Annotated in this window: 18 protein-coding genes; 16 read left to right on the forward strand and 2 right to left on the reverse strand. The window is 47.3% G+C overall.

Annotation, left to right across the window (positions count from 1 at the left end):
- The first annotated feature begins 36 nt into the window (after positions 1-36).
- The 13 genes from fbaA (at position 37) to GLV81_RS20050 (ending at position 17,577) form a co-directional block, all read left to right on the forward strand.
- A complete protein-coding gene (gene fbaA / locus GLV81_RS05880) occupies positions 37-1,116 on the forward strand; it encodes a class II fructose-bisphosphate aldolase (protein ID WP_197428974.1) in 1,080 nt (359 codons plus the stop codon).
- A 154-nt stretch (positions 1,117-1,270) separates the two neighbouring features.
- A complete protein-coding gene (locus GLV81_RS05885) occupies positions 1,271-2,446 on the forward strand; it encodes an NAD(P)-dependent malic enzyme (RefSeq protein WP_157477679.1) in 1,176 nt (391 codons plus the stop codon).
- 196 nt (positions 2,447-2,642) lie between these two features.
- Complete coding sequence (locus tag GLV81_RS05890; protein ID WP_157477681.1) at positions 2,643-3,197, forward strand: hypothetical protein; 555 nt, start codon at positions 2,643-2,645, stop codon at positions 3,195-3,197.
- 177 nt (positions 3,198-3,374) lie between these two features.
- Positions 3,375-6,671, forward strand: coding sequence for a SusC/RagA family TonB-linked outer membrane protein (locus tag GLV81_RS05895; RefSeq protein WP_157477683.1), 3,297 nt, complete (start codon positions 3,375-3,377; stop codon positions 6,669-6,671).
- A 66-nt stretch (positions 6,672-6,737) separates the two neighbouring features.
- Complete coding sequence (locus GLV81_RS21110) at positions 6,738-7,463, forward strand: SusD/RagB family nutrient-binding outer membrane lipoprotein (protein WP_197428975.1); 726 nt, start codon at positions 6,738-6,740, stop codon at positions 7,461-7,463.
- On the forward strand, positions 7,369-8,265 hold the full coding sequence (locus GLV81_RS20040) for a SusD/RagB family nutrient-binding outer membrane lipoprotein (protein WP_281350821.1): 897 nt from the start codon (positions 7,369-7,371) through the stop codon (positions 8,263-8,265). The genes GLV81_RS21110 and GLV81_RS20040 overlap by 95 nt, the downstream gene beginning before the upstream one ends.
- A gap of 69 nt (positions 8,266-8,334) precedes the next feature.
- Positions 8,335-11,037, forward strand: coding sequence for a bifunctional YncE family protein/alkaline phosphatase family protein (locus GLV81_RS05905; RefSeq protein ID WP_157477685.1), 2,703 nt, complete (start codon positions 8,335-8,337; stop codon positions 11,035-11,037).
- A 29-nt stretch (positions 11,038-11,066) separates the two neighbouring features.
- Entirely contained in the window at positions 11,067-13,550 is a 2,484-nt protein-coding gene (locus tag GLV81_RS05910) for a bifunctional YncE family protein/alkaline phosphatase family protein (protein ID WP_157477687.1), read from the forward strand.
- A 3-nt stretch (positions 13,551-13,553) separates the two neighbouring features.
- Positions 13,554-15,602 (forward strand): TonB-dependent receptor plug domain-containing protein, encoded by a 2,049-nt coding sequence (locus GLV81_RS05915; protein WP_157477689.1) that lies wholly within the window; start codon positions 13,554-13,556, stop codon positions 15,600-15,602.
- A gap of 78 nt (positions 15,603-15,680) precedes the next feature.
- The gene (locus tag GLV81_RS05920; RefSeq protein ID WP_157477690.1) at positions 15,681-16,109 is read left to right on the forward strand and encodes a hypothetical protein; all 429 of its coding nucleotides are present in this window, start codon (positions 15,681-15,683) and stop codon (positions 16,107-16,109) included.
- Positions 16,110-16,157: 48 nt separating this feature from the next.
- Complete coding sequence (gene ung, locus GLV81_RS05925; RefSeq protein ID WP_157477691.1) at positions 16,158-16,835, forward strand: uracil-DNA glycosylase; 678 nt, start codon at positions 16,158-16,160, stop codon at positions 16,833-16,835.
- An 11-nt stretch (positions 16,836-16,846) separates the two neighbouring features.
- Positions 16,847-17,107 (forward strand): hypothetical protein, encoded by a 261-nt coding sequence (locus tag GLV81_RS20045; RefSeq protein WP_246186276.1) that lies wholly within the window; start codon positions 16,847-16,849, stop codon positions 17,105-17,107.
- A 2-nt stretch (positions 17,108-17,109) separates the two neighbouring features.
- The gene (locus tag GLV81_RS20050) at positions 17,110-17,577 is read left to right on the forward strand and encodes a lysophospholipid acyltransferase family protein (protein ID WP_246186277.1); all 468 of its coding nucleotides are present in this window, start codon (positions 17,110-17,112) and stop codon (positions 17,575-17,577) included.
- Here GLV81_RS20050 and GLV81_RS05935 read toward each other — a convergent pair.
- A complete protein-coding gene (locus GLV81_RS05935; RefSeq protein ID WP_157477692.1) occupies positions 17,574-20,126 on the reverse strand; it encodes a putative LPS assembly protein LptD in 2,553 nt (850 codons plus the stop codon). The two genes, GLV81_RS20050 and GLV81_RS05935, sit on opposite strands and share 4 nt — an antisense overlap.
- 210 nt (positions 20,127-20,336) lie before the next feature.
- On the opposite strand from GLV81_RS05935, the gene GLV81_RS05940 reads away from it, so the two are divergent.
- From GLV81_RS05940 to coaE, 3 genes are all read left to right on the forward strand, one after another.
- Positions 20,337-21,332 carry an N-acetylmuramoyl-L-alanine amidase family protein gene (locus GLV81_RS05940; RefSeq protein WP_197428977.1) on the forward strand — a complete coding sequence of 332 codons (996 nt, stop codon included), beginning with the start codon at positions 20,337-20,339 and terminating at the stop codon, positions 21,330-21,332.
- A gap of 91 nt (positions 21,333-21,423) precedes the next feature.
- Positions 21,424-22,449: an MlaD family protein gene (locus GLV81_RS05945; RefSeq protein ID WP_197428978.1), complete on the forward strand. Its 1,026-nt coding sequence runs from the start codon at positions 21,424-21,426 to the stop codon at positions 22,447-22,449.
- Between the two features lie 9 nt (positions 22,450-22,458).
- Positions 22,459-23,061, forward strand: coding sequence for a dephospho-CoA kinase (gene coaE, locus GLV81_RS05950; protein ID WP_157477695.1), 603 nt, complete (start codon positions 22,459-22,461; stop codon positions 23,059-23,061).
- Positions 23,062-23,357: 296 nt separating this feature from the next.
- Here the strand turns inward: coaE and GLV81_RS05955 are convergent, their stop codons facing one another.
- On the reverse strand, positions 23,358-24,056 hold the full coding sequence (locus GLV81_RS05955) for a lysoplasmalogenase (protein ID WP_157477697.1): 699 nt from the start codon (positions 24,054-24,056) through the stop codon (positions 23,358-23,360).
- Positions 24,057-24,080 lie beyond the last annotated feature (24 nt).

The raw sequence follows: 24,080 nt of genomic DNA on the forward strand, positions 1-24,080 counted from the left end.
TTGCGACCACTTTGTTCAACTTTAATACAATCACAAATGTCTATTTCTGCTCAGTTCCGTCCTGGTGTTCTCTGGGGCGATGAAGTACAACAACTTTTTGCCTACGCTAAAGAAAAGGGCTTTGCCATGCCAGCGGTAAACGTAACCGGTACCAATACCGTGAACGCCGTGCTGGAAACTGCCCGTGAAGTAAAGTCACCTGTTATCATTCAATTGTCGCATAGTGGGTCTCAATTTTTTATTGGCAAAGGCATCAAGAATACCAATGAAGCTGCATCCATTGCAGGCGGTATTGCCGGTGCATACTATGTGCATCAGGCCGCCAAAGCTTACGGTGTTCCCGTGATTTTGCATACTGACCACTGCGCCAAAAAAATTCTCCCTTGGGTAGAAGGTTTGCTGGCAGAAGGTGAAGCATATTTTGCCAAAACCGGTACGCCATTGTTCAGCTCTCACATGCTCGATTTGAGCGAAGAACCCATTGAAGAAAACATTGCCATCAGCAGCAAGTTCTTGGAGCGGATGAGCAAAATGGGCATGACCCTCGAAATTGAATTGGGTGTAACCGGTGGCGAAGAAGATGGTGTTGACAACACGCATGTAGAAAAATCAAGACTGTATACTCAGCCTGAAGAAGTGAGCTATGCGTACGAAGAGCTGAAGAAAATCAGCCATCGTTTTACAGTGGCTGCTTCGTTTGGCAACGTACACGGTGTGTACAAGCCCGGTAACGTAAAACTCGAACCAAAAATCCTGCGTGATTCTCAGGCATACATTCAGCAGAAGTTTGGCACCGACCACAATCCTGTTGATTTTGTATTCCACGGCGGTTCTGGTTCTACTACCGAAGAAATCCGCGAAGCCATTGGCTACGGCGTTATCAAAATGAACATTGATACCGACGTACAGTGGGCATTTTGGGATGGCATTCGTGCCTACGAAGCCGACAAGCATGGCTACCTGCAAAGCCAGATAGGCAACCCCGAAGGCGACGATTCTCCAAACAAGAAGTACTATGATCCACGTGTGTGGCTCCGCAAAGGCGAAGAGAGCATGATTGCCCGCTTGAAGCATTCCTTCAGCGACCTGAATGCTATCAATAGTTTGGGCGAATAAATCATTCATCAAACAGCGTTGCATAAAGAGGCGAGTGTTGTACTTGCCTCTTTTTTTATTGCGTATCACGTAAATCAATACAACCATTGGGTGATTTGAATCATTCTGTGCTTGGCAGGCAATGCAATACCTTTACCGCCTCAAAATTTTTTACATGAACAACTACGAAGAATCGTTGCAACTGCACAAAACCCTGCGGGGAAAGATTACGGTGCGCAACAAAATGGATGTACGTACCAACGAAGATTTATCGAAAGTGTATTCGCCCGGTGTAGCTGCACCCTGCGAAGCCATCGCTGCCGATAAAAACAAAGTGTACGATTACACACTCAAAGGCAATTGTGTAGCTATTGTAACAGATGGATCGGCTGTGTTGGGTCTTGGTAACATTGGTCCTGAGGCTGCCATGCCAGTCATGGAGGGCAAGGCCATGCTGTTTAAAAAATTTGGCGACATTGATGCCTTTCCGATTTGCCTCAATACACAGGATACGGAAGAAATTATCCGTACGGTAAAATACCTGGCACCCACTTTTGGTGGGATCAATCTAGAAGATATTGCTGCGCCACATTGCTTTGAAATAGAACGTCGTTTGCAAGACATCGGCATTCCTGTTTTTCACGACGACCAGGATGGTACAGCCATTGTTGTATTGGCCGGATTAATCAATGCAGCAAAACTTGTAGGTAAATCATTGTTTCAATTGAAAGTAGTAGTGAATGGGGCAGGAGCTGCTGGTACTGCTATCACCCGTTTGTTGCGCTGTCAGGGCTTTGGCGATGATAAAGAAGCTTGTGTGTCGGTAAAAGATGTGATAGCCTGCGATAGCAAAGGTATTGTGAGCAAAGACCGCACCGATTTGAATGAAGAAAAAATCCATTTACTGGAGTACACCAATACAAACAACGTGAGTGGTACGTTGCAAGATGCGTTGAAAGGTGCCGATGTATTTATTGGTGTGAGCAAGGGCAACCTGCTTACTGCTGATGACATTCGGCTGATGGCGAAAGATGCCATCATTTTTGCACTGGCCAATCCTACACCTGAGATCATGCCCGACGAAGCATTCAAAGGTGGCGCTGCCATTGTGGGTACAGGCCGCAGCGATTTGCCCAATCAAATCAACAATGTGCTTGGTTTCCCTGGTATTTTCCGCGGTGCTTTGGATGCCCGTGCTCCTCGTATTACACCGGCCATGAAGCTGGCAGCGGCGCATGCCATTGCCGATCATTTGCGCAACCCAACCCGGGAGCAAATTATTCCGGCTACCCTCGACCCGGCCGTGGCACACCATGTAGCCGAAGCAGTACGTGCCGCAGCTGGTATTTAGCTTGTGCCTTTGGCCTTCAGCCTTGTGCCTTCCGCATTTGTTTTTCGTTGTTATACATCGGCTCCTGCAAGTTTTTTGCGGGAGCTTTTTTGTCCCTACATCTGCCGCCTTCTGGTTGCTTGCTTTCAGCCCTATGCCTTGTGCTTTCTGCTTTCCTTCCAATTCTGTATTTTTCTTTTCTTAAAACACCGACCATATGATGAGAAAACTCATTGCCGCTCTGGTAGCCGGCACTTTAATCATGCTGTGGCAAACGGCGAGCCACACTTTTTTACAACTACATACCTCGCAGGAAATGTACACACCAGCGCAGGATACCATTTTGCAGGTGTTGAGTACGCACCTCAAAACGGATGGGCAATATTTCATTCCCGGTGTGCCACCAGGCACCAGTATGGAAGAAATGGAGAAAGTAATGGCAACGTCAATGGGTAAGCCTTATGCCAGTATTTTGTACCATCCTGTGCAAGACATGGATATGACAATGAACATGCTGCGTGGTTTTGGCACTTACATTATTTTGGCCTTCGTACTGGTTTGGTTGATTGGTCAATTTAAGCAACTCACATTTAGCAACGTGTTGCTGGCATCGCTGGCAGTTGGTTTTATCAGCTTTAGTTTTCATCCGTATGCAGGATACATTTGGTACAAAATACCAGGTGTAAATATTGAGTTGCTCGACTCATTGCTTGCCTTTGGATTGGCGGGTGTATGGCTGGGCTGGTACCTGCCCCGCAAACAAAAGAACTAAGTCATTTACTTTATTTTGATTATCAGAAGAGACGCCTATTGGTGTCTCTTCTGTTTTTATAACGTACAGGTATTGCTGCTTCATGTTTTGTTAACGCTGGCACAACCATTCGGTAATGTTGGCGCAACGATTCGGTAACGCTGGCCGGATAGGTTTGCCCGCAAATTAAAACTGTTTATGAAGCAGCGACTACACCCTTGGCAGTGGGTTTTATCCACTGTATTTGCCCTCTTTTTATTATTGACCAATACCGCTATTGCGCAGGAGGCAGCCATTCGTGGTAAAGTAACGGATGCCGCCACCAATGCAGTATTGGCAGGCGTTTCAGTAAAATTATTATCCAATGGAACAGTGGTAACCACTTCTAATGAAGGCGAGTTTATGGTGAATGCCAAGAAAGGCGATCGCCTGGAGATTAGCTATGTTGGTTATGCCACCGAAACGGTTCAAGTAGGTACCGTTACTTATCTCGAAATAGATCTCAGTGCCAATGCTTCGCAATTGGGCGAAGTAGTAGTAACGGCATTGGGCATTCGCAAAGAGAAAAAGAAACTGGGCTACGCCATACAGGATGTGAAAGGTGAAGACCTGACTGTAGCCCGTGAAACCAACGTTGTAAACCAACTGGCTGGTAAAGTGGCTGGTGTTACTGTGGTGGGTAGTGCATCGGGTGTGGGTGGTTCTTCACGTGTTACCATTCGTGGAGAACGTTCCGTTGACCTAAATAAAAACCAACCGCTGTATGTAATAGATGGTGTGCCTGTGAGCAACGCAATTACCGGTGCCAACGGCCGTGGCAATATGGAAGTGGATTTTGGTAACGGCGCCGGATTTATCAACCCCGATGATATTGAAAGCATGAGTGTACTCAAAGGACCTGCTGCTTCTGCATTGTATGGTTCACGTGCTGCCAATGGGGTGATTTTGATTAAAACAAAATCAGGTAAAAAATCAAAAGGCATTGGCGTAGAAATCAATACCAACGCCACTTTCGAAAAGGCATTGAAATTGCCGGAGTATCAAAAAGTATACGGCCAGGGCAATGGCAACGGTGGCGATTTTGCTTTTGTAAACGGTGGTGGTGCAGGCCTTACCGATGGAACGGATGAAGGTTGGGGCCCCGCTTTTCGTGGTCAGTTGTATCCGCAGTTCAACTCACCCCGTACCTTGAATGGTCAGCCCATTGATTTTTTTGGTGGTGATTTGAATGCACCTTCAGGTAGTGTGATTACACCAACACTGTGGGAGCCCGATATCGACAACCTGAAAAACTTTTTGGAGACAGGTAAAACTTTCACCAACAACGTGGCCTTGGTAGGGGGTAATAAAAACGGCGACTTCCGGTTGAGCTATACCAACCTCGATCAAAAAGGCATGGTGCCCAACACCGATTTGAAGCGGAATACTGTTTCATTCTCCGGTGGTTACAACTTCAACGATAAGTTTTCTGCCAAAGCCTTTGTGAGCTACATCAAAAGCGAAAGTGGCAACCGCCCGTCCATTAGCTATGGTACCGAAAGTTTGATGTATCTCTTCAACTGCTGGCTGCCTGCATCGGTAAAAGTGTCTGATATGAAACGCTTGTGGATGAAGGGTGCAGAAGGCTTACGTCAGTACAGCTGGAACTACAACTACCACGACAACCCGTACCTCACCGTGTATGAAAATACCAATGGTCAATATTATGATCGCATTATTGGTAATGCATCATTGAAATATGATTTTACAAAGTGGTTGAACCTGCAGGTTCGTGCTGCTACCGATTGGAGCAACGAACGTCGGGAATACCGCCGCGGCTTTAGCACACAGCGTTTTCCTTTTGGTCAGTACCGTGAGGTAAACATCATCAACGAAGAACGCAATGCCGATTTCTTGTTGAACTTCAACAAAGAACTGGGAACTGATTTTGTAGTAACCGCCAACGCTGGTGGCAACCAAATGCGCCAGAGCAGCCGCTTCAACGAAACCGTTGCAGGCCAGCTCAACATACCCGGTATTTACAATCTTACCAACAGCCGTATTGCATTAGAAACTGCACAACGTAATGTAGCCAAGCGTATCAACAGTTTTTACGGTTCAGCCGGTGTGGCATATCAAAACAAAATCTTCCTCGACTTTACTGGTCGCAACGACTGGAGTAGTGCCCTCACTTTGCCCGAAGATTTGAAATCGTTTGGCAACGAAGACAATTCTTATTTCTATTCATCAGTAGCCCTTAGTGCCATCGTTAGTGATATGGTGAAGCTGCCCAAAGTCATCAGCTTTGCAAAAGTTCGTGGCAGCTTTGCACAAGTGGGTAACGATACCGATCCTTTTACGTTCACACAATCATTTAACCCCAGCACACCATACGGTTCAGCACAAGTATATGGCGAAACCGACCGCCTCACCAACCTGAACCTGAAGCCTGAAATCAGCTCTGCCTGGGAGATGGGTGCTGATGTTCGTTTCCTCAACAACCGCATTGGTGTAGATGTAACGTACTATACCAGTATGACGAAGAATCAGATTCTGAATATTCCTTTGTCGCTGACTAGTGGTTACAACAGCCGCAGCATCAACGCCGGTAAAATCAAGAACTGGGGTTGGGAAGCGATGTTGAATTTCCAGACCATCAAGAACAAAAACTTTACTTGGACTACTGATATCAATTTCAGCGCCAACAGAAGCGAAGTCATTGAACTGCGTGATGGCCTCACCAACTTTGTAATGGCCAGCCGTAGTGTAAGCGTGGAAGCCCGTGTAGGCGAACGCATGGGGGATTTGTACGGCATTGGTTTTGCCCGTGTACAAAACACGGATAAGAATGCACCATACTACGATGCGAGTGGTCTGTATGTTGGTCAAATGGTGTTTGATGCCAACGGCCGTCCTGTAAGAACCACCAACCGTATTAAGCTTGGCAACTACAATCCTGATTGGTTGATGGGCATCAGCAATAGTTTTAATTACAAAGGTGTACGCCTCAGCTTCCTCTTCGACATCCGCAGTGGTGGCGAAATCTATAGCCACACACAAACCGTAGGTCGTGAAGGCGGTATCATCATGGAAACACTCGAAGGTCGTGCTGATGGTTATGATTTGAGCAAGCCCGGTAACGGTGTAGTTGGTCAGGGTGTAGTATTTGTAAATGGAGTGCCTAGTCCCAATACCAAAAAAGTAAGTGCCCGTGAATGGCACACTGCCTGGACTGGCGGTCGTGGTATTGCTGAAGGTGTGATGTACGACGCCTCATTCGTAAAGCTCCGTGAGCTACAAATTGGTTACAACATTCCCGATAGAGTGTGGGGCAAGTTGCCATTCCGTGGTGTTGCCGTTTCACTGGTAGGCCGCAACCTGTTTGTGTGGGACAATGTACCTCACGTAGATCCTGAAAACATGAGCTATACTGGTGGTACTGCATTGCCTGGTATAGAATACATGGCCATTCCTTCGGCCCGAAGCTATGGTTTCAACCTGAGCCTGAAACTTTAATCGCTTTGCCACGCAAGCAGATTGATGAAGACTTTTATTTCAAACAAGAAGATCAACCCAACGAATATGAAACTTGTACAAATGATGACTGCAGTAGCCTTGGTAGCGGCCACGCTTACCGGTTGCGATAAAGATTTCCGCAGCATCAACACCGATACCAACGTGCCTACACAAGTAACGCCCGATTTATTGTTGAGTGGCGTTATCCGCAACATGATGAACCAGCAGGTAAGCGATGCATGGGGCATTGGCAACATTGTGGTGCAATACCATGCTAAAATTCAGTTTGTAAACGAAGACCGCTATCTCTGGAACGAACAAAACGGTGTATGGAACAGTGTGTATGGTAATTACCGCAACCTGCAAAACATTTTGACACAAGTAAGTGGCGATAATAAAAATGCCTACCACGGTGTTGCACTGATTTTGAAATCGTGGATGTTCAGCCTGATAGCCGACGCCTATGGCGATGCTCCTTACAGCGAAGCCGGCAAAGCGAAAATTGAAGGTTTATATCAACCAAAGTATGATAAGCAGGAAGACATTTACACCGGTATTTTGGCCGACCTGAAAAAGGCCAACGAAATACTGGCTGCCAGCACCAATACCATCTCTGGCGATTTGCTGTATGGTGGTGGCGCTTGCTGCCAATTTAAAATGGCGCAAACTCGCCAACTCACTGCGGTTGCGTTTGCTGATGCGGTTGTCGAAAAAGAAAAACGTGAATGCAGATATGCAGGCCATTCTCAACGATGCCAACACGTATCCTGTATTTATGAGCAATGCCGATAATGCAGAAATGAAATACCTCGCCGCAGCACCCAACCAATGGCCGCTGTATGGTACCCGTGTAGGTAGCTTTGATGAGTTTCGGGTAAGTAAAACCTTGTCCGATCGTTTGTCTTCAATAGGTGATCCACGTTTGGCGGTGTTTGGTCGTCCTTCACAAAAATCAGTAGCAGCTGGTACGCCGGTGATTGAAGGCATTCCCAATGGTTTGGGCGATGTACAAGCATTGAACTACAATGGCGGACCGCAAGGAGTATCTCGTGTAGGTTACACATTTGCTTGTCTGGTGTGCAACGATAACGGACAGGCAGTGCCCGATCCAGCAGCGGCCCGTGCCGTACTCATGAGCTATGCCGAGTTGCAATTCATTTTGGCAGAAGCCAGAGAGAAAGGCATGATTACAAATGGGGATGCAGCTACTTTTTATCGCAATGGCATCGAAGCCAACATGGCCTATTGGAAAGCGTTGGTGCCTGTGCAGTACAATATCAACCTCGATGTACCTGCCAGCTACTACACACAAGCTGCAGTAGCTTACTCCGGCACCAGTGCTGAAAAACTCGATAAAATTTATTTGCAAAAATGGGTGGCCTTGTACTTCACCGGTTTGGAAGGCTGGCACGATTGGAAGCGTACCGGCAAACCAGAAATTGTACCCGGCGCCAACAACTTGAACAACAACAAAGTGCCTGTGCGTTTCATTTATCCGCAAAGTGAGCAATCACTCAATGGCACTTTCCGTGCCGAAGCGGTAACTCGTCAGGGTGCTGATGATATCAATACCCGCACCTGGATTGCCCAATAATTATCACACAAGTTTTGCAGCCTGCGTCGCTTTTGATGCAGGCTGTTTTTTTCTTTCCTAAATTTCGCCATGTTTAGAATTCTTGCCTCCGTTGTATTGCTTGCTGTGTGTTCGCAGGCAATGGCACAATCCAATCCATTTATCTTATCGGTGCCCGGTGTAAACCAATATGCCAAAATTGATACTGCCGGTGTTTCTGTGTTGCCCAGTGGTCGTTATGTAACGCCCGTGGGACAAACCATTCGCATCACACATGATCCGTTTGGCATGGCTGTTTCACCCGATGGCAAAACGGTCATCACATTGCACAACGGCGTGTTCAGCATTATTGATGTTGCTTCGATGCAAGCCACCCGTGTACCCGATTATGCTGGTAAGATTCCATCGCCGTTGAGCAATGGTTCTTTTTTGGGAGTAGCATTTCATCCCACGCAAAGCCTTGTGTATTTAAGCGGTGGCGACAACGGCGCAGTCATTGTGTACGATTACAAACGCCTGCAAAAAGTGGATTCTATTTCGCTGAACGGCGTGTTTGCAGGACAAACATTTGACGACAGCTTCACCAGCGATTTAATTTTTAATACTGCCAACAACGAACTGCTGGTGTTGGACCGCGGCAATTTTCGGTTGGTAAGAATCAACCTGGCCAACAAGAAAATTACTGCCTCTATCGAAACTGGTCGTCAGCCTTTTGGTCTGGCCATTTCGCCCGATAAAAAAACGGTGCTGGTGGCCAACGTGGGCATGTACAGTTATCCGTTGGTAAAAGGTGCTACGCCCGACAATGCCAACGAAAAAATGATTGACTACCATCCATATGGACACAACACCAAATCTTCAAAAGAAGGAACAGAAATTGATGGCAAAGAAATTCCCGGCGTAGGCGATCCTAATGCGCCGGAGGCCATGAGTGTGTACAGCATCAATCTGGCTACTAATAAAGTAACGCATCGCTTAAAGACCGGTCACCTGATTGGTGAGTTGGTGGAAGATGCGGAAGTGATTGGCGGTGCCAGTCCCAACTCTATTGTTATGGGCAAGCAATACGCTTATGTAACCAATGCTACCAACGACAATATTTCCGTGATTGATTACCGCAAGGGAAAAATCGTTGACCATATCGATATCAAAGTAGATCCGCTGCTCGATAAATACCGCGGCTTGTTGCCCTTCGGTATTACCATGAGTGCCGATGAAAAAACATTGTATGTAGCACTGTTGGGTTTTAATGCTGTTGCGGTGATAGACATTGCCAGCAAAACCACCAAGGGCTTGCTGCCCACTGGCTGGGGACCGGCAAGAGTGCTGCTAAGCAAAGAGCAGCAATACCTGTACGTGATTTCTTGCCGTGGGTATGGTGCGGGGCCGAACGGTGGTAAAAACTTTGTAGCACCACCACAGGGTACTTACGTGGGTGATATTCAGCTGGCTACTTTTCAAAAAATAGCCATGCCCGATGCAGCGCAATTGAAGGCTTACACTACAAAAGCCATTCAGAATACCTATCAGAAAATTCCGGTGAATCAAGTGGCGAATACACCACTGCCTGCATTGCCGGGTTTGGGTAGTACGCCCATCAGGCATATTGTTTTCATCAGCAAAGAAAACCGTACCTATGATGAAGTGTTTGGCCAAATGAACAGGGCAAAAGGCGATGCTACACTGGCCCGTTTTGGAACAGGTGTCAACATCTTTACCAAAACAGATTCGTTGTACAATGTAGATGTAATGCCCAATCACAAACGCATTGGCAGCCAGTTTGCTTTCAGCGATAATTTTTATTGCGATAGTGATGCCTCTATTCACGGGCATCACTGGATGGTGGGTGTTATTCCCAATGAATGGGTAGAAGCCAACTCAAGTGTGAGCAAAACGGCAAAGCTGTTTTCGAATGCACCGGGCCGTCGTTTTCCTGGTAGTACCGGAAGTATTGACCCCGAAGATTATGCTGAAATTGGTGGCTTGTGGGAAGCACTGGAACGCAAAGGCATTTCGTTTTACAACTTTGGTCAGGCCAATGAAACAGCCCATGTACGGGAAGAGTGGAACGATACTGCTACCGGTGCTGCACACTTGGTAATGGTGCCCATGCAAAACGCCTTGTGGACAAGAACCTCACACAACTTTGCCGGCTACAATACCAACATTCCCGATCAGTTTCGGATGAAACAATTTGAAGAGGAGTTCACCAAAAAATGGTTGAACGGAAAAGACAGTTTGCCCCAATTGCTGACCGTGATGTTGCCCAACGATCATGGTGCCAGACCAAGACCAGAAGACGGTTATCCGTTTACGCATTCCTACATGGCCGACAACGATTTGGCTCTGGGCAGAATGTTGCATTTTTTGAGCAGAACACCGTACTGGAAAAACATGCTGGTGATTGTAACGGAAGATGATCCGCAGGGAGGTGTAGACCATGTGGATGGTCACCGCAGTATCCTCATGATGGCGGGTCCTTATGTCAAGAAAAACCATGTGTCGCATACGCATGCCAACTTCGGTACCATCCTCAAAACCATGTACAATATTTTGGGTGTGCCGTATGTAAATCAGTATGATGTTACGGCCAGTTTGCTCAGCGACTTCTTTACCAACACACCCGATTTTTCAGCCTATGATTTGGTATTGCCTGATAAGCGGGTATTCAATTGGGACAAGGCCATGGAGAAATACAAGCAGCCCATCGACTGGCGTAAAATTCAGCAAGGACCAAAGATGGATGATGCCGGTGAACAACGGGTGGAGCATTATAAAACAGGTGGTCAATAATTTTTCGGGAAACATACAATTGCTGTGATATGAAACATTTACTCTTTGCTGCATTGCTGTTGGGCATACTGCCGGGTACTACCGGAGTAGCACAGGCACAAACAAAAAAAGTAACCTTACCCAACGGCTGGTCGTTGACACCTGCGGGCAAGCAACTGCCACTCGGCGATTTGCCGTTGAACGTGGTGGTTTCGCCCGACAAGAAATTGCTGGCCGTTACCAACAACGGACAAAGTGTGCAATCCATTCAGCTTATTGATGCGGTGAATGATAAAGTGCTGCACAGCGTAGAAATTCCAAAGAGTTGGTATGGTTTACACTTTAGTGCCGATGGTAAAAAGTTGTATGCATCGGGTGGTAACGATAACCGCATTGTGCAGTACAATATTGTAAATAAGCAATTGCAGTTGACTGATAGTTTTTTGCTGGGTAAAAAATGGCCCAACAAAATATCACCTGCTGGTTTCGATCTGGATGAAGCCAAAAACCTGATGTACGTGGTGACCAAAGAAAACGATGCCTTGTACATTGTTGATTTGGCCACCAAGAAAATGGAACAGTTTCCATTGGGTGCCAAAGCGTACACCTGTTTGCTGAGTCCCGATAGAAAGAAACTCTACATTTCGTTGTGGGGTGCCGATCGGTTGTTGATTTGGGATACCCAAACCAAAACAGAAATCAGTCGAGTTGCTGTAGGTGATAACCCCAATGAATTGTTGCTCACAAAAGATGGTCATTACTTGTATGTGGCCAATGCCAATGACAACAGTGTGGCTGTAATTAAAACAGCAACGACTGCTATTGTAGAAGTGTTGAACACCGCTCTGTATCCCAATGCGCCCAATGGTTCTACCACCAATGGTATGGCATTGAATGAAACAGAAACTACGTTGTATGTGGCCAACGCCGACAACAACTGCATGGCCGTATTTGATGTGGAAGAAAAAGGCGAGAGCCGCAGCAAAGGTTTTATTCCTACAGGTTGGTATCCTACCAGTGTGAAAGTTGTAGGGAGGAAAATCTTCGTCAGCAATGGCAAGGGCGTTACATCACTCGCTAATCCTTACGGGCCCAATCCGGCAGTGCGTAAGCAGGCCGTTACCTATCAGGCAGGCGATGCCAAAAAGCCACAGGAAGTGCAATACATTGGCGGCTTGTTTAAAGGTACCCTCAGCATTATTCCTGAGCCCGATGCACAACAACTGAAAGTGCTGGCCAAACAAGTGTACGACAACACACCTTATACCAAACTGAAAGAATTGATGGCAGCCGGTGAACCTGGCAATCCTATACCCATGAAGGTGGGCGATGCATCACCCATTAAGCATGTGTTTTACATCATCAAAGAAAACAGAACCTACGACCAGGTGCTGGGAGATTTACCACAAGGCAATGGTGACACTTCGCTGGTATTGTTTGGCAGAAAAATTACCCCTAACCAACATGCGTTGGCTGAGCAGTTTGTGTTGCTCGATAACTTTTATGTAGATGCTGAAGTAAGTGCCGATGGCCACAACTGGAGCACGGCTGCGTATGCCAATGATTACACCGAAAAAAACTGGCCCACCAGCTACGGTGGCCGTGGTGGTACCTATGATTTTGAAGGACAGAAAAACATTGCGCATCCACGTGGTGGTTTCATTTGGGATCATTGCTTGCGGGCAGGCATCAGTTACCGCACCTATGGCGAGTTTGCCGATGATGGTCAGCCAAACATTCCAGCGTTGGTGGGCAGGGTGTGTGCCAACTTCACCAGCTGGGACGAAAGTGTGAGAGATACAACGAGATTTTATCAGTGGCGCCACGATTTCGATTCATTAGTAGCGGCCAATGCGCTGCCACAGTTGAATACGCTGCGTTTCATCAATGATCACACAGAAGGATTACGTGTAGGAAGACCAACCCCTTTTGCCCACGTGGCCGATAATGATTATGCAGTTGGTTTATTCATTGAGTATTTAAGTAAAAGCCCGGTATGGGAAAAATCGGTGGTGTTCATATTGGAAGACGATGCACAAAATGGCCCAGACCACGTGGATGCGCACCGCTCCACGGCTTATGTGGTGGGCCCTCACGTAAAACGGAGTTATGTAGATCATACCATGTATTCTACCTCTTCTATGTTGCGCACCATCGAGCTTATTTTGGGGCTGCCACCCATGAGCCAGTACGATGCTGCTGCCATGCCCATGTGGCGTTGTTTTACACCACAAGCCAATACAACAGCATTCACCGCCATTGCACCCAATGTTGATTTGAATGAGAAGAATGAGAAAGTAAATGCATTGTCCAAACTGAGTGAAACATTTGATTTTTCGAAAGAAGACATGGCGCCGGATGTGGCCTTCAGCGAAGTGATTTGGAAAGCGGTGAAAGGTGAACATAGTGTGATGCCAGCACCCCGCCGCAGTGCATTTGTATGGAGCGATGAAGAGGAAGAAGAAAAGGAGAAAGAAGAAGCCAATGTGAAGCAACCGTTGCCTGCAAAGGCTTCAGGTAAAACCAAACGATAATTCATGCAGCGAACAGGATTAATGATCATAGCAGCATTGGCTGCGCAAACGAGTATTGCACAACAGACCGTTGATGCAAAAGATTCCACATACACCACACTACAGCAGGTAGTGGTAAGTGCTACACACAAAGCCCGTGAACGCAGCCAAACGCCCTACAGCATTGAAGTGCTGCAACAACCAGCACAACAAATGCAGCAGGCCCGCACCACTCCCGAAGCATTGGCCTACGTACCAGGTGTATTTGTGCAAAAAACCAATCATGGTGGCGGCTCACCTTTTCTACGCGGCCTTACGGGCAATCAAACACTCATCATGATTGATGGCATTCGTTTCAACAATGCTACGTTTCGATTTGGCCCCAATCAATATCCCAATCTGATTGATGCATTTAGCATTGATAGGATTGAAGTGCTGAAGGGAAGCGGCAGTGTGCAGTACGGTAGTGATGCCATGGGTGGCGTAATTCATGTGTTGACAAAGAAACAAGACTACACTGCAAAACCAACTTGGCATGCCAATGCCACCGGGCGTATTACCACGCAAGACATGGAATATACAGGCCGTGCTTCCGCAGCTTATAGCAGTAATCATTTTATGATGCAAGCCGGCTATACGTTTCGGCAGTTTGGCGATTTGGTAGGGGGCGATACAACGGGAGTGCAACGTCCTTCGGGTTATGACGAAAGAGATTGGGATGTGAAAATGGCAATGCAGCTCTCTGATAAAACGGAATTGATTGTGTCGAGTCAGCAGGTAGTGCAGCGTAATGTGCCTTTGTACCATCGGGTGAAGCTGGAAAATTTTGCTTACTACCGTTTTTCACCACAGGTGATGCAGGTATCGTATGCGAGGCTCAACTGGAAGCCGGGTATGCGTTTGGTAAATGAAGCCAGTTTTACTGCTTTGTATAAATACAGCAAAGAAGGCCGCCAATACAACCGCAATGGCAATGCCAATTTTTATGATGAACTGGACAAAGTGAATAGTGTAGGTGCTACGGCTGAAGTGTACAGCAGTTTCAACCAGTGGTGGACAGCCAACAGTGGTATAGAATGGTACAGCGATAAAGTTCGCAGCAGTAGAATACGCACTAATGGTAGCAGCGTTTTTAACGAACGGGGCTTATATCCGGATGCTGCTGTGCAGGATAATTTTTCTGCCTACAGCCTGCATCATTTTCGTTGGCGAAAGTGGGTGGCAGAAGCCGGACTTCGCTACAATCATTTCATCAATAGTTTACCCGGTGCTATTACACAATTGCCCGGTCAGCCAAAAGAAAATGCGGTGAAGTTGACGCCGGCTTCGTTGGTGGGTAATGCTTCCTTGTTGTACAATATCAACCCGAAGCATATAGTGTATGCATCTTTCAGCAATGGTTATCGTGCACCGGGTTTGGATGATATGGGCACATTGGGCTTAGTAGATTTTCGATACGAAGTACCCGCTTACGATTTGAAGCCCGAGAAAAACAGCAACATAGAATTCGGATATCGCTTTGCTGGCAGGCGTTTGCAGGCATCGGCTACTTTCTTTTACATGCACATCAACGATCTTATCAGCAGGGTACGCAGGGGAACAGATTCCATACAAGGATATCCTGTGTATATCAAAACCAACGATCAGCAGGCATTTGTTCGTGGCTTTGAAATCAGTGCACAATATCAAATTACCAAACAACTACGGGCACAGAGTTATGTAGCGTATCAGTACGGGCAAAACCTCACCCGCAGCGAACCCATGCGTCGCATTCCACCCATGAATGGCTTGAGCAGTCTGCTGTATCAGGCATCCAAATGGTACGTTGCAGTGGAGCACCAATGGGCGGCTGCACAACAACGATTGGCACAGGGTGATAAAGACGACAACCGCATTCCAAAGGGGGGCACACCCGCCTGGATGCTGTGGAATATGCATGCCGGATATCAAGCCTCATCATTCAGTGTGAAGCTGTCGCTGCACAATATCAGTAACGAAGATTACCGTACCCACGGCAGCGGCATCAACGGTATGGGCCGGGCACTGGTGGCAGGAGTGAGTTATCATTTGTAAGGAAACTGTGGAAAAACTGTACTTAAAAAAACGGCTTCTGATAACATTCGCTTAACATTCGCCTGTTAGTTTTAGCCCATGGCAAAGTACAACGTCTTCCATCTGAAAAGTCCGCTGTCGGACGAACCAATTGAAGTAAAGCTGAACATGGCCGATCAGTACGTACGCATTGCTTCGCCGTACCACGAACTCATTCAGCTGCGCCATCAGTTGTTCAATCCGCACCTCATTACGGTGGCCAATTCTTACGGGTCACCTTTGTTTCAACTACATGCCCAGCACAAAAACAAGCAGCAGTGGACGGTGCAGCACAGCGGTGGTGAAAGCTTCAGCATTGGCTTTCAGCAAGGCCAGCAGGTAGAAGCGGTGCTGACCAATGAGCAATCACTGCATTTGCAGTTTAGTGTGCTCGAAGCCGTGCAGCCAACCCCTGCCGAAATGCAAATGATTGGCGCAGCATTAGCCGCCTGCCATTTACACCATCAGTTTGCTACTTCTGCTGCCTGAGTTTTTACCGCATAGCTTCGTAGCTGCTTTCTGCTATTTTTGTTGCACATGGATGTACAAATAGCCGATAGCTGGAAACAACGCATGGAAGATGAGTTTGGCAAAACTTACTTCCACAACATTGTGCTGCACCTCAAAACGGAGCGGGCAGCTGGTAAAACCATTTATCCGCCGGGTAGCCAAATTTTCAACGCCTTCGCTTTAACGCCTTTTGATAAAGTAAAAGTGGTCATCATTGGGCAAGACCCCTATCACGGGCCACGCCAGGCGATGGGCCTCTCGTTTAGTGTACCAAGGGGAGTAACAGCCCCGCCTTCGCTGGGCAATATTTTCAAAGAACTGCGTCAGGATATTGGGATGGACATTCCTGCACATGGCGATCTTACTACTTGGGCCAACCAAGGTGTATTGTTGCTCAATGCGGCATTGACGGTGCGGGCCAATGAGCCCAACAGCCATGCGCAAATTGGCTGGCATGAGTTTACCAATGCCATTATTCGCAAGCTGTCAGACGAACGTACCGGATTGGTATTTATGCTTTGGGGAAAATTTGCGCAAGACAAGCAGGTGTTGATAGATGGCACCAAACATCAGGTGTTGAAGGCGGCGCATCCCAGCCCGTTTAGTGCCGATAAAGGTTTCTTTGGTTGCAGGCATTTCAGCAAGGCCAATGAATACCTCATGAAACAAGGGCTGGACCCCATCGATTGGCAATTGCCGGAATAATATTGTGTAGTATGATGAAGAAAATATTTGCCCGGATATGGGCTTTGTGGGGGCTCGTTATTTTCATTGCCACGTTGCTCATATTTGTGTGGCCCATTGTGTTGTCTTTTTTTATCAAAGATCCCAGAGGGTTTATGGTATTCAAAAACACTTCCAAGTTGTGGATGACCATTTACCTGTATGCTATTGGATGCCCCATGCGCATTAAAGGCAAACAGCATTACAACAGCAGCAAACAGTATGTTGTCACGGCCAATCATTCTTCTTTTTAGATGTGCCGTTGCTGACCCCTTTCTTTCCGGGGCCCAATAAAACCATTGCCAAAAAATCGATGTCACGCATACCATTGTTTGGTTGGGTGTACACCCGTGGCTCTGTGCTGGTAGACAGAAAAAGTGATGCCAGCCGCAAACGCAGTTTTGACGACATGCGCAAAGTATTGCAGCATGAAAAACTGAACATGGCCGTGTATCCTGAGGGAACCCGCAACCGTACCGGGCAACCGCTCAAATCCTTTTACGACGGGGCTTTTAAGCTGGCGGTAGATACGCAAAAAGACATCATTCCTGTTGTCATTCGCAATACGGCAAAGGCCTTACCGCCCAGTCAGTTTTTTTATCTGCTGCCGGTACCGCTGGAAATGGAATTGCTACCCGCCATACCCGTTGCGGGTAAAACAGCCGATGCTTTAAAAGCAGAAGTGTTTGACATAATGTGGAAGGCAGTTGCCGAAAATGCTTAGTTGTAGAAGAATCGGGTACGGTTTACTTTCAGGTCTCGCAGTATAGCAGACTTTGGATTGATGCTGATGTTAAATGACCGATACAAACCTACCGGCACTACGTTGATAGACAGCTGCCAGCAGTGGAGTTCTCTGCTCAAAAACATGGTGAGGTTTTGCAGTTTGCGGGTGGTTAAATCGTAATACATGCTGCCACCCATTTTCCATTTTGGAGAGAGGTTAAAATCGCCGTTGAGATTGAGGCTTGAGAATGTGGTGGTTTTGAAACCGCTGTAATCGGCTTTGCGCTGTTGTGTAAAACTCAGCGAGTATGCTACGGTCAAACTCCACGGCACATTAAAGTCTGCAAATTCGGCCGGGTTGCTGCGTACATATTCTTGCTGGCGCAGTTGCTCGTCGGGTGTAATGAAATCGCTGTTGCTTTCCTCTTTGTTATCGTCCTTGGTTTCTTCTTTTTTCTTGCTTTGAAAATTGGCCCCAATCGACAAGCTGCCCGATGTAAAACGGCCCAGTTTGAATTGCTCGGCATTCCACATAAACTTGTTGATGCGGCGGCCGATGCTGTCTGTTTGGTAAGGATCTACGCTGGTAGAACCAGTAATGTTGATTTTTTCAAACAAGGTGGTACTCATCAAAATACTGAAGGGAGACAATTGCAAGCTATCCGCCATAAAGTTGTAGGCCGAGTTGATAGACAGGTTATCGAGCAAGCGGATTTTTTTGGTAGCGGCGGCAGAAGTGTCTTTCTTATCCCGCACTTTCATCTCCAGGTTGTTTTGTACACCAAAACTCAACCCACCAAACTGCCCTTCGCCAAAAGCACTGAAAACAGAACCGCGGTATAGGCTAAACCGATCGGTATTTTTAGCGGTATCTATTTGTACCTCGTAGTAGTCTTTTCTGGCAAGATCGGGTTTATAGTTGGCGCTAATGGAGGGCCGTATCACATGCCGGATGGCTTGTATGCGTTTTTCTTTACCAAAATTGACGGTACCAAAAATGGCTGTTTGCGTACCTAAACCAAAACTCATTTCCCGTGAAGCATAGAAGCCTTTCGTTACGGTGGTGTCTACTTTTTTTCTTGTGTCGTTCCAGCTCAGCAATACCTGTTGGCCATACCAGCGTTCGCTGAAACTTACCGATGGCGAAATGGTAATGGGGCCCAGTGCAGGCAAGGCCAGGCTAATGGGAATCTGGTGTTGGGCACCCCATTGCATGGTGTCAATAATTTCACGGAGGTTGTATTTCAGATAGGGGCTGTCGCTATCGAAAAAAGAAAACTGGTTGAGCACCTGGCCGCTGTAACCAATACCCAGTTTTTCGTACCACTTGGCAGTACCCACACTTTCTTTTTTCTGAAACGGATAGAAAGTATTCACTGTCATGTTGAGGTTGGGCAGGCTCACATTGTACTGGCCGGTTTGGTTGTTTTGGCTGTGGTTGCCCGTTACACTCATGTTGTATTTACCATCGCCCCAAGTTTTGGAGTATTGAATACTCGACGCAATTTGGTTGGTAAAGTTGAGCTGGTTGTTGTTGGGTATAAACTGGTTGTACTTGGTGCTACCAAAGTTGATATTGGCACTGAAAGTGGTACCGGGTCGGGCTTTGCTGTCCATGCTGTGGTTCCACGAAAAGTTAAACGTACGGGTATTGACGTAGTCTGGATCGCCTTTGAAATTGATGCGGGTGTTTTGAAAATTGAACCGCACACCACCATTGTATTTATATCTTACCCGGTAGCTGGGGCTCACATTGATGGCATAGCCGCCATAGCTGTAAATATTGCTCCGCACCGTTATATCAAAATTATCGTTGAGCACTTTGTAGTAGCCCAAGCCTTCCAAGCCCAAACCAAAACTTTCGGTAGCGGTAAACTGTGGAGCCAGCAAACCAGAGTGCCTGCCCTGGCTCAATGGATAAATGCCAAAAGGCAAACCAATGGGAATGGGCACTCCTTCAAATTCGGGATAGGCGAGGCCACTGTATGCCCATTTGTTGTTCACCAGTTTCATCTTTCTGGCCTTAAAGGCAAAATGCGGTGTATCGAGGTTACAGGTAGTAAACCTGCCCATGGAGGCATAAAAAGATTGGGCATCAATTTTTTTGATGCGGTCGGCAAACACAAACATTTCGCCCTGCTTGGTATACGTGCTTTTGGTAAGGCCACGTTGTGTTTTGAAATTGTAAAACATGGAGTCGCTTTCCGATTCCATGTCGCCATCTTTCAGCACCGGCCGGTCGAGTACTTTGCCCGTGCTGTCTCTTTCAAAATAGGCTTTGGCAGTGCTGCTGGCATTGTCAATTTCTATGCGGCCCGCTTTCAGGTCGAGTGTTTTGTAGGTAGTATGCGCCTTGCCATACAAGAAAAATGTGCGGCCGGGAATATCGAGCACACCACTGTCGGACGCCTCGTAGTTCACCGGGCCGTCCAAACTATCTGCCGAAACCGGCAATGAAAACGTATCAATTCTAGTAACAAGGCTGTCTTTTACCCTTGCGGTAACGGTAGGTTTGCCCGGCGCCTTTTTAATTGTATCGGCCGGCACCCGCTTTGTTAAACTATCCCTAATGCTGCTGTTGGTTTGCCCCTGTCCAAAACTGTAACACGTTATAAACAAAAGTGGAAAAAACCATAGAAAGCAACGGAGTACATTTGCGGTATTTTCACGAATGCTGGCTGTCATAATGGGTTAGCGAAAGTAAGATTAAAGATGAACGCCGCTGTGAAGAATTGTCTAAAGTGTAAAATGCAAACAATGCTGCGAAAAACATTGGTACTGGCTGGGTTACTGATTACGGTGGCAGGCTTTGCGGGTGGAACAGAAACTGGTAAAAAAGAAGGCCCTCAAAAGCCGCCATTGAAAACCATCATTATCGACCCCGGACATGGCGGGCACGATGGTGGTGCCAAAGGCGATATTTCACGGGAAGCCCTGCTGGCACTCGAAATTGGCTTACAGGTTCGGGAACTCATGAAAAAAGAACTGCCTGAGATGACGGTCTTGATGACCCGTGAAGAAGACAAGTTGCCAGGCAACCAAACCAACAAAAACGCGGCCCTTCGGTGGCGGGCAGATTATGCCAACCAGAGCGGTGGCGATTTGTTTATTTCCATTCATCTTAATGCTTCTTTATCAAATCAACGGTATGGCAAACGCCAAGTAGGCACCAAGGAAGAAACTTACTATGTGTACAGCGGCAAGGGCAAAAAGCGGAAGAAAATAGCTAAAACCCGTACGGTACCTGTCTACGAAAAATACAAGCTGCCAGCCACAGTCAGTGGCACCCAAACCTATATTCTGGCCCGCGACTGGTATAACCTAAAGCTGAAGAGTGTCGGCAACAAGACAGAAATTTATGAATTGGGCGAAAGCGATACACTGGATGCAGAAATGTTGCAAATGGATCCTGTAGAAGCAAGGATTCGGGCAGCACAATACACCAAGTATTTCTTTCAGAAAAGCATGACACTAGCATCGCTGGTAGAAGAAGAATTTGCTGCCACCGGCCGCCGCAGCTGGGGGGTAATGCAACGCGACTGGGACGGCATCTGGGTGCTGCAGGCTACACAAATGCCGTCTATTCTCATTGAAACGGGGTTTGTAGACAATCCGGAAGAAGAAGCATACCTCGCCAGTTTGGATGGGCAAAAAGAAGTGGCCCGGGCTATTGTAAATGCCGTTAAAAAATACAAAGCCATGCTGGAAGCAGCCGCCGGTGGCAATGCTGCACCGGCCCCCGCCAGCAACTAATAGGTCGCTAATCGTTAAAAAAAGGATGCATGGAAAATACCCTGCATCCTTTTTTGTGCAACCGCAATGTGGTTTGTGTTTATTTTGCCGTATGGCATTCAAAGTATCGAACGAAACCAAGGTAGGAGCTCTCACAGCCATTACCATTACTTTATTCATTCTCGGCTTCAACTTTTTGAAGGGTAGAAACCCTTTGAAAAAGGCTACATACTTCTACGCAAAGTTTGAATCGACAGACGGTTTGCAAGCATCCAACCCTGTGGTGATTAAAGGGCTGAATGTGGGCAATGTGTATGAAATAGTGCCCGCCGACCGCGACCTGAATGCGGTGCTCATCACCATTCGGTTAACCGAAGACATACAAGTGCCCGCCAATTCTGTGGCGCATATCAAAAGCAACCCGTTGGGTACGCCTTCTATCGAAATTGTAAAAGGCGATGCCAAAACCTACTTAGTGCCCGGCGATACTTTGCTGAGCGAAAGCACCCCCGGTTTCTTCGGCAGTATTTTCGATAAGCTCGGCCCCACGCAGGCTGCACTGGATAAACTGCTGACCTCGCTGGATTCAGTGGCCAGCAAAATCAACAAAACAATGACGCCCGGCACTCAGGCCAATATTCAGGATGTGGTGGCCAACCTGAGTCAGGCAACGGCGCAGCTGAATACCACTATTGCTTCGGTAAATGCCATGCTGGATGCACAAAACGGTTCCATTGCCAAAACGGCCAACAACCTCGAACAGGTATCTGGCACACTGGCTGCCAACAAAGAAAAAATCAACAGCATAGTCGGCAATCTGGAAACTACGTCGCAAAAGCTGAGCCAGCTGAACCTGCAGCAAACCCTCGACCAACTGGCTGGCACCATGGAAAGCCTGAAAGCCACACTGGCCAAACTCAACAGCCAGGACAATTCGGTGGGTTCGTTGCTCAACGACAAGAAATTGTACAACAACCTCAACTCAACTGTCAACAGCCTCAACCTGCTGATGCAGGATTTGCGCCTTCATCCCAAACGCTACGTCAACGTAAGTGTGTTTGGCAAAAAGGATAAGACCGAACCGCTGATGAAACCCATGCAGGAAGATTCGGTAACGCAGGAACAACGCCGTAACTAACATACAGTTATGCTCAGGGTTGGCATTACAGGAGGCATTGGTTCGGGCAAATCTGTTGTGGCCCGCATTTTTGAAACACTGGGCATACCCGTGTACTATTCCGATGCCGAAGCCAAGCGGTTAATGAATACCGATGCCACGCTTCGTACCAACATCATTGCTGCTTTTGGTCCTGAAGCCTACAATGAAGCGGGACTCAACCGCAGCTGGTTGGCAGCGCAGGCTTTTCAGCAACCCGAGAAAACGCAATTGCTCAACAGCATTGTCCATCCTGCAGTAATAGCCCATGGCAAGCAATGGCTGGAACAGCAACAAACAGCTTATGCCATTAAAGAAGCCGCTTTGTTTTTTGAAAGCGGCTCTGCCACCGATATCGATTTTATGATTGGCGTGTATGCCCCGCAGGCCTTGCGCATACAGCGGGTAATGCAGCGGGATGGCCTCGGCCGACAGGAAGTGCTCACCCGCATGAGCCGGCAAATAGAAGAGACGGTAAAAATGAAACTCTGCGATGCAGTGATTCAAAACAACGAACAGGAAATGCTGATACCGCAAGTACTGCAGTTGCATCAACAGCTGTTAGCCATGGCTGAGAAAAATAGCACTAACTGAAAAATGAGCGTTGGGCGTTAAGCCGGCGTGGTAATTTTTGTTGCTCCATCAATAGCAAGATCGTAAAGGGAGACAATGGATGTATGCCAGCGGCGTACACTGTTTGTAGTAGCGTTGTATGGTGATGTCTATTCTGCCCCAGCGGGGCAGCCTTTCAAAACAAAACATCTTTTATTTGTCAGGTTGCCCCGCCGGGGCAATGCTTCAATCTTTATTATAATTTCTACAGACAGGCTACGCCGCTGGCGTAGAAAACCTTTACAGTAAATATGGCCTGTATAAAAATCAGGACAAAATCAATCCTTTTTTCTGGTAAAATACCTCGCCGTTTCTACTGCCGCCATGCACAGCAACCACTGTGCTACGCCATAGGTAAGCATAATGAGCAAGCCAGCCTGTGGTACAGCTGCAGCAAATTTGTTGTAGGCCAAAATAGAATCAGAAGCCACAAACAAAGCTGCACCGGCACCAAATTTTACCGCCACTTTACCCGGCAATTGTCCACGCAAAGCCAGCGCCAGCAGGAGCATGCTGGTAATAACCGCAGTGTACAACAACACGGGAATAAACATGTCGCCCAAGAAAGGTTTGAGCCGCACAAACAGCGACACCGCATAGAGTAGGACGGCTATCAGCACCCAGAAATAGGCTTTGGCCCACTGGCCAAAAGAAATGGTACGCAGCTTGTTGAAGTACACGATGTAGCAGACATGTGCCAACAGAAAACTACCCAATCCCGCCATGAAAAACAATGGCTGTTCGCCTCTCATGAGCAGCACATCGCCCACCCATGAGAGCAACAGACCTGCCGCCATCCACCGGGAAGGAGTGTAGTGGCGAACGGCATCTGATTGTAACAACAATGCCAACAACACTGGCATGAGCAACGGCTTACAAATAAGATGCAGCCATTCATTGGGCAAGGCATTACCCAATATATCGCCCAGCAAAAGGGCGAAAAAAACGATGCTCAGAATGCCGGTTTTGCTACGCATGTTGATGTCAATTTTGCGAAAGCA

The organism is Phnomibacter ginsenosidimutans, assembly GCF_009740285.1.
GTDB lineage: Bacteria > Bacteroidota > Bacteroidia > Chitinophagales > Chitinophagaceae > Phnomibacter > Phnomibacter ginsenosidimutans.

Coding starts and splice junctions, on each gene's coding strand:
- fbaA (WP_197428974.1), top strand. CDS start 37: ATGTCTATTTCTGCTCAGTTCCGTCCTGGTGTTCTCTGGGGCGATGAA.
- GLV81_RS05885 (WP_157477679.1), top strand. CDS start 1,271: ATGAACAACTACGAAGAATCGTTGCAACTGCACAAAACCCTGCGGGGA.
- GLV81_RS05890 (WP_157477681.1), top strand. CDS start 2,643: ATGATGAGAAAACTCATTGCCGCTCTGGTAGCCGGCACTTTAATCATG.
- GLV81_RS05895 (WP_157477683.1), top strand. CDS start 3,375: ATGAAGCAGCGACTACACCCTTGGCAGTGGGTTTTATCCACTGTATTT.
- GLV81_RS21110 (WP_197428975.1), top strand. CDS start 6,738: ATGAAACTTGTACAAATGATGACTGCAGTAGCCTTGGTAGCGGCCACG.
- GLV81_RS20040 (WP_281350821.1), top strand. CDS start 7,369: ATGCGGTTGTCGAAAAAGAAAAACGTGAATGCAGATATGCAGGCCATT.
- GLV81_RS05905 (WP_157477685.1), top strand. CDS start 8,335: ATGTTTAGAATTCTTGCCTCCGTTGTATTGCTTGCTGTGTGTTCGCAG.
- GLV81_RS05910 (WP_157477687.1), top strand. CDS start 11,067: ATGAAACATTTACTCTTTGCTGCATTGCTGTTGGGCATACTGCCGGGT.
- GLV81_RS05915 (WP_157477689.1), top strand. CDS start 13,554: ATGCAGCGAACAGGATTAATGATCATAGCAGCATTGGCTGCGCAAACG.
- GLV81_RS05920 (WP_157477690.1), top strand. CDS start 15,681: ATGGCAAAGTACAACGTCTTCCATCTGAAAAGTCCGCTGTCGGACGAA.
- ung (WP_157477691.1), top strand. CDS start 16,158: ATGGATGTACAAATAGCCGATAGCTGGAAACAACGCATGGAAGATGAG.
- GLV81_RS20045 (WP_246186276.1), top strand. CDS start 16,847: ATGATGAAGAAAATATTTGCCCGGATATGGGCTTTGTGGGGGCTCGTT.
- GLV81_RS05940 (WP_197428977.1), top strand. CDS start 20,337: ATGCTGCGAAAAACATTGGTACTGGCTGGGTTACTGATTACGGTGGCA.
- GLV81_RS05945 (WP_197428978.1), top strand. CDS start 21,424: ATGGCATTCAAAGTATCGAACGAAACCAAGGTAGGAGCTCTCACAGCC.
- coaE (WP_157477695.1), top strand. CDS start 22,459: ATGCTCAGGGTTGGCATTACAGGAGGCATTGGTTCGGGCAAATCTGTT.
- GLV81_RS05955 (WP_157477697.1), bottom strand. CDS start 24,056: ATGCGTAGCAAAACCGGCATTCTGAGCATCGTTTTTTTCGCCCTTTTG.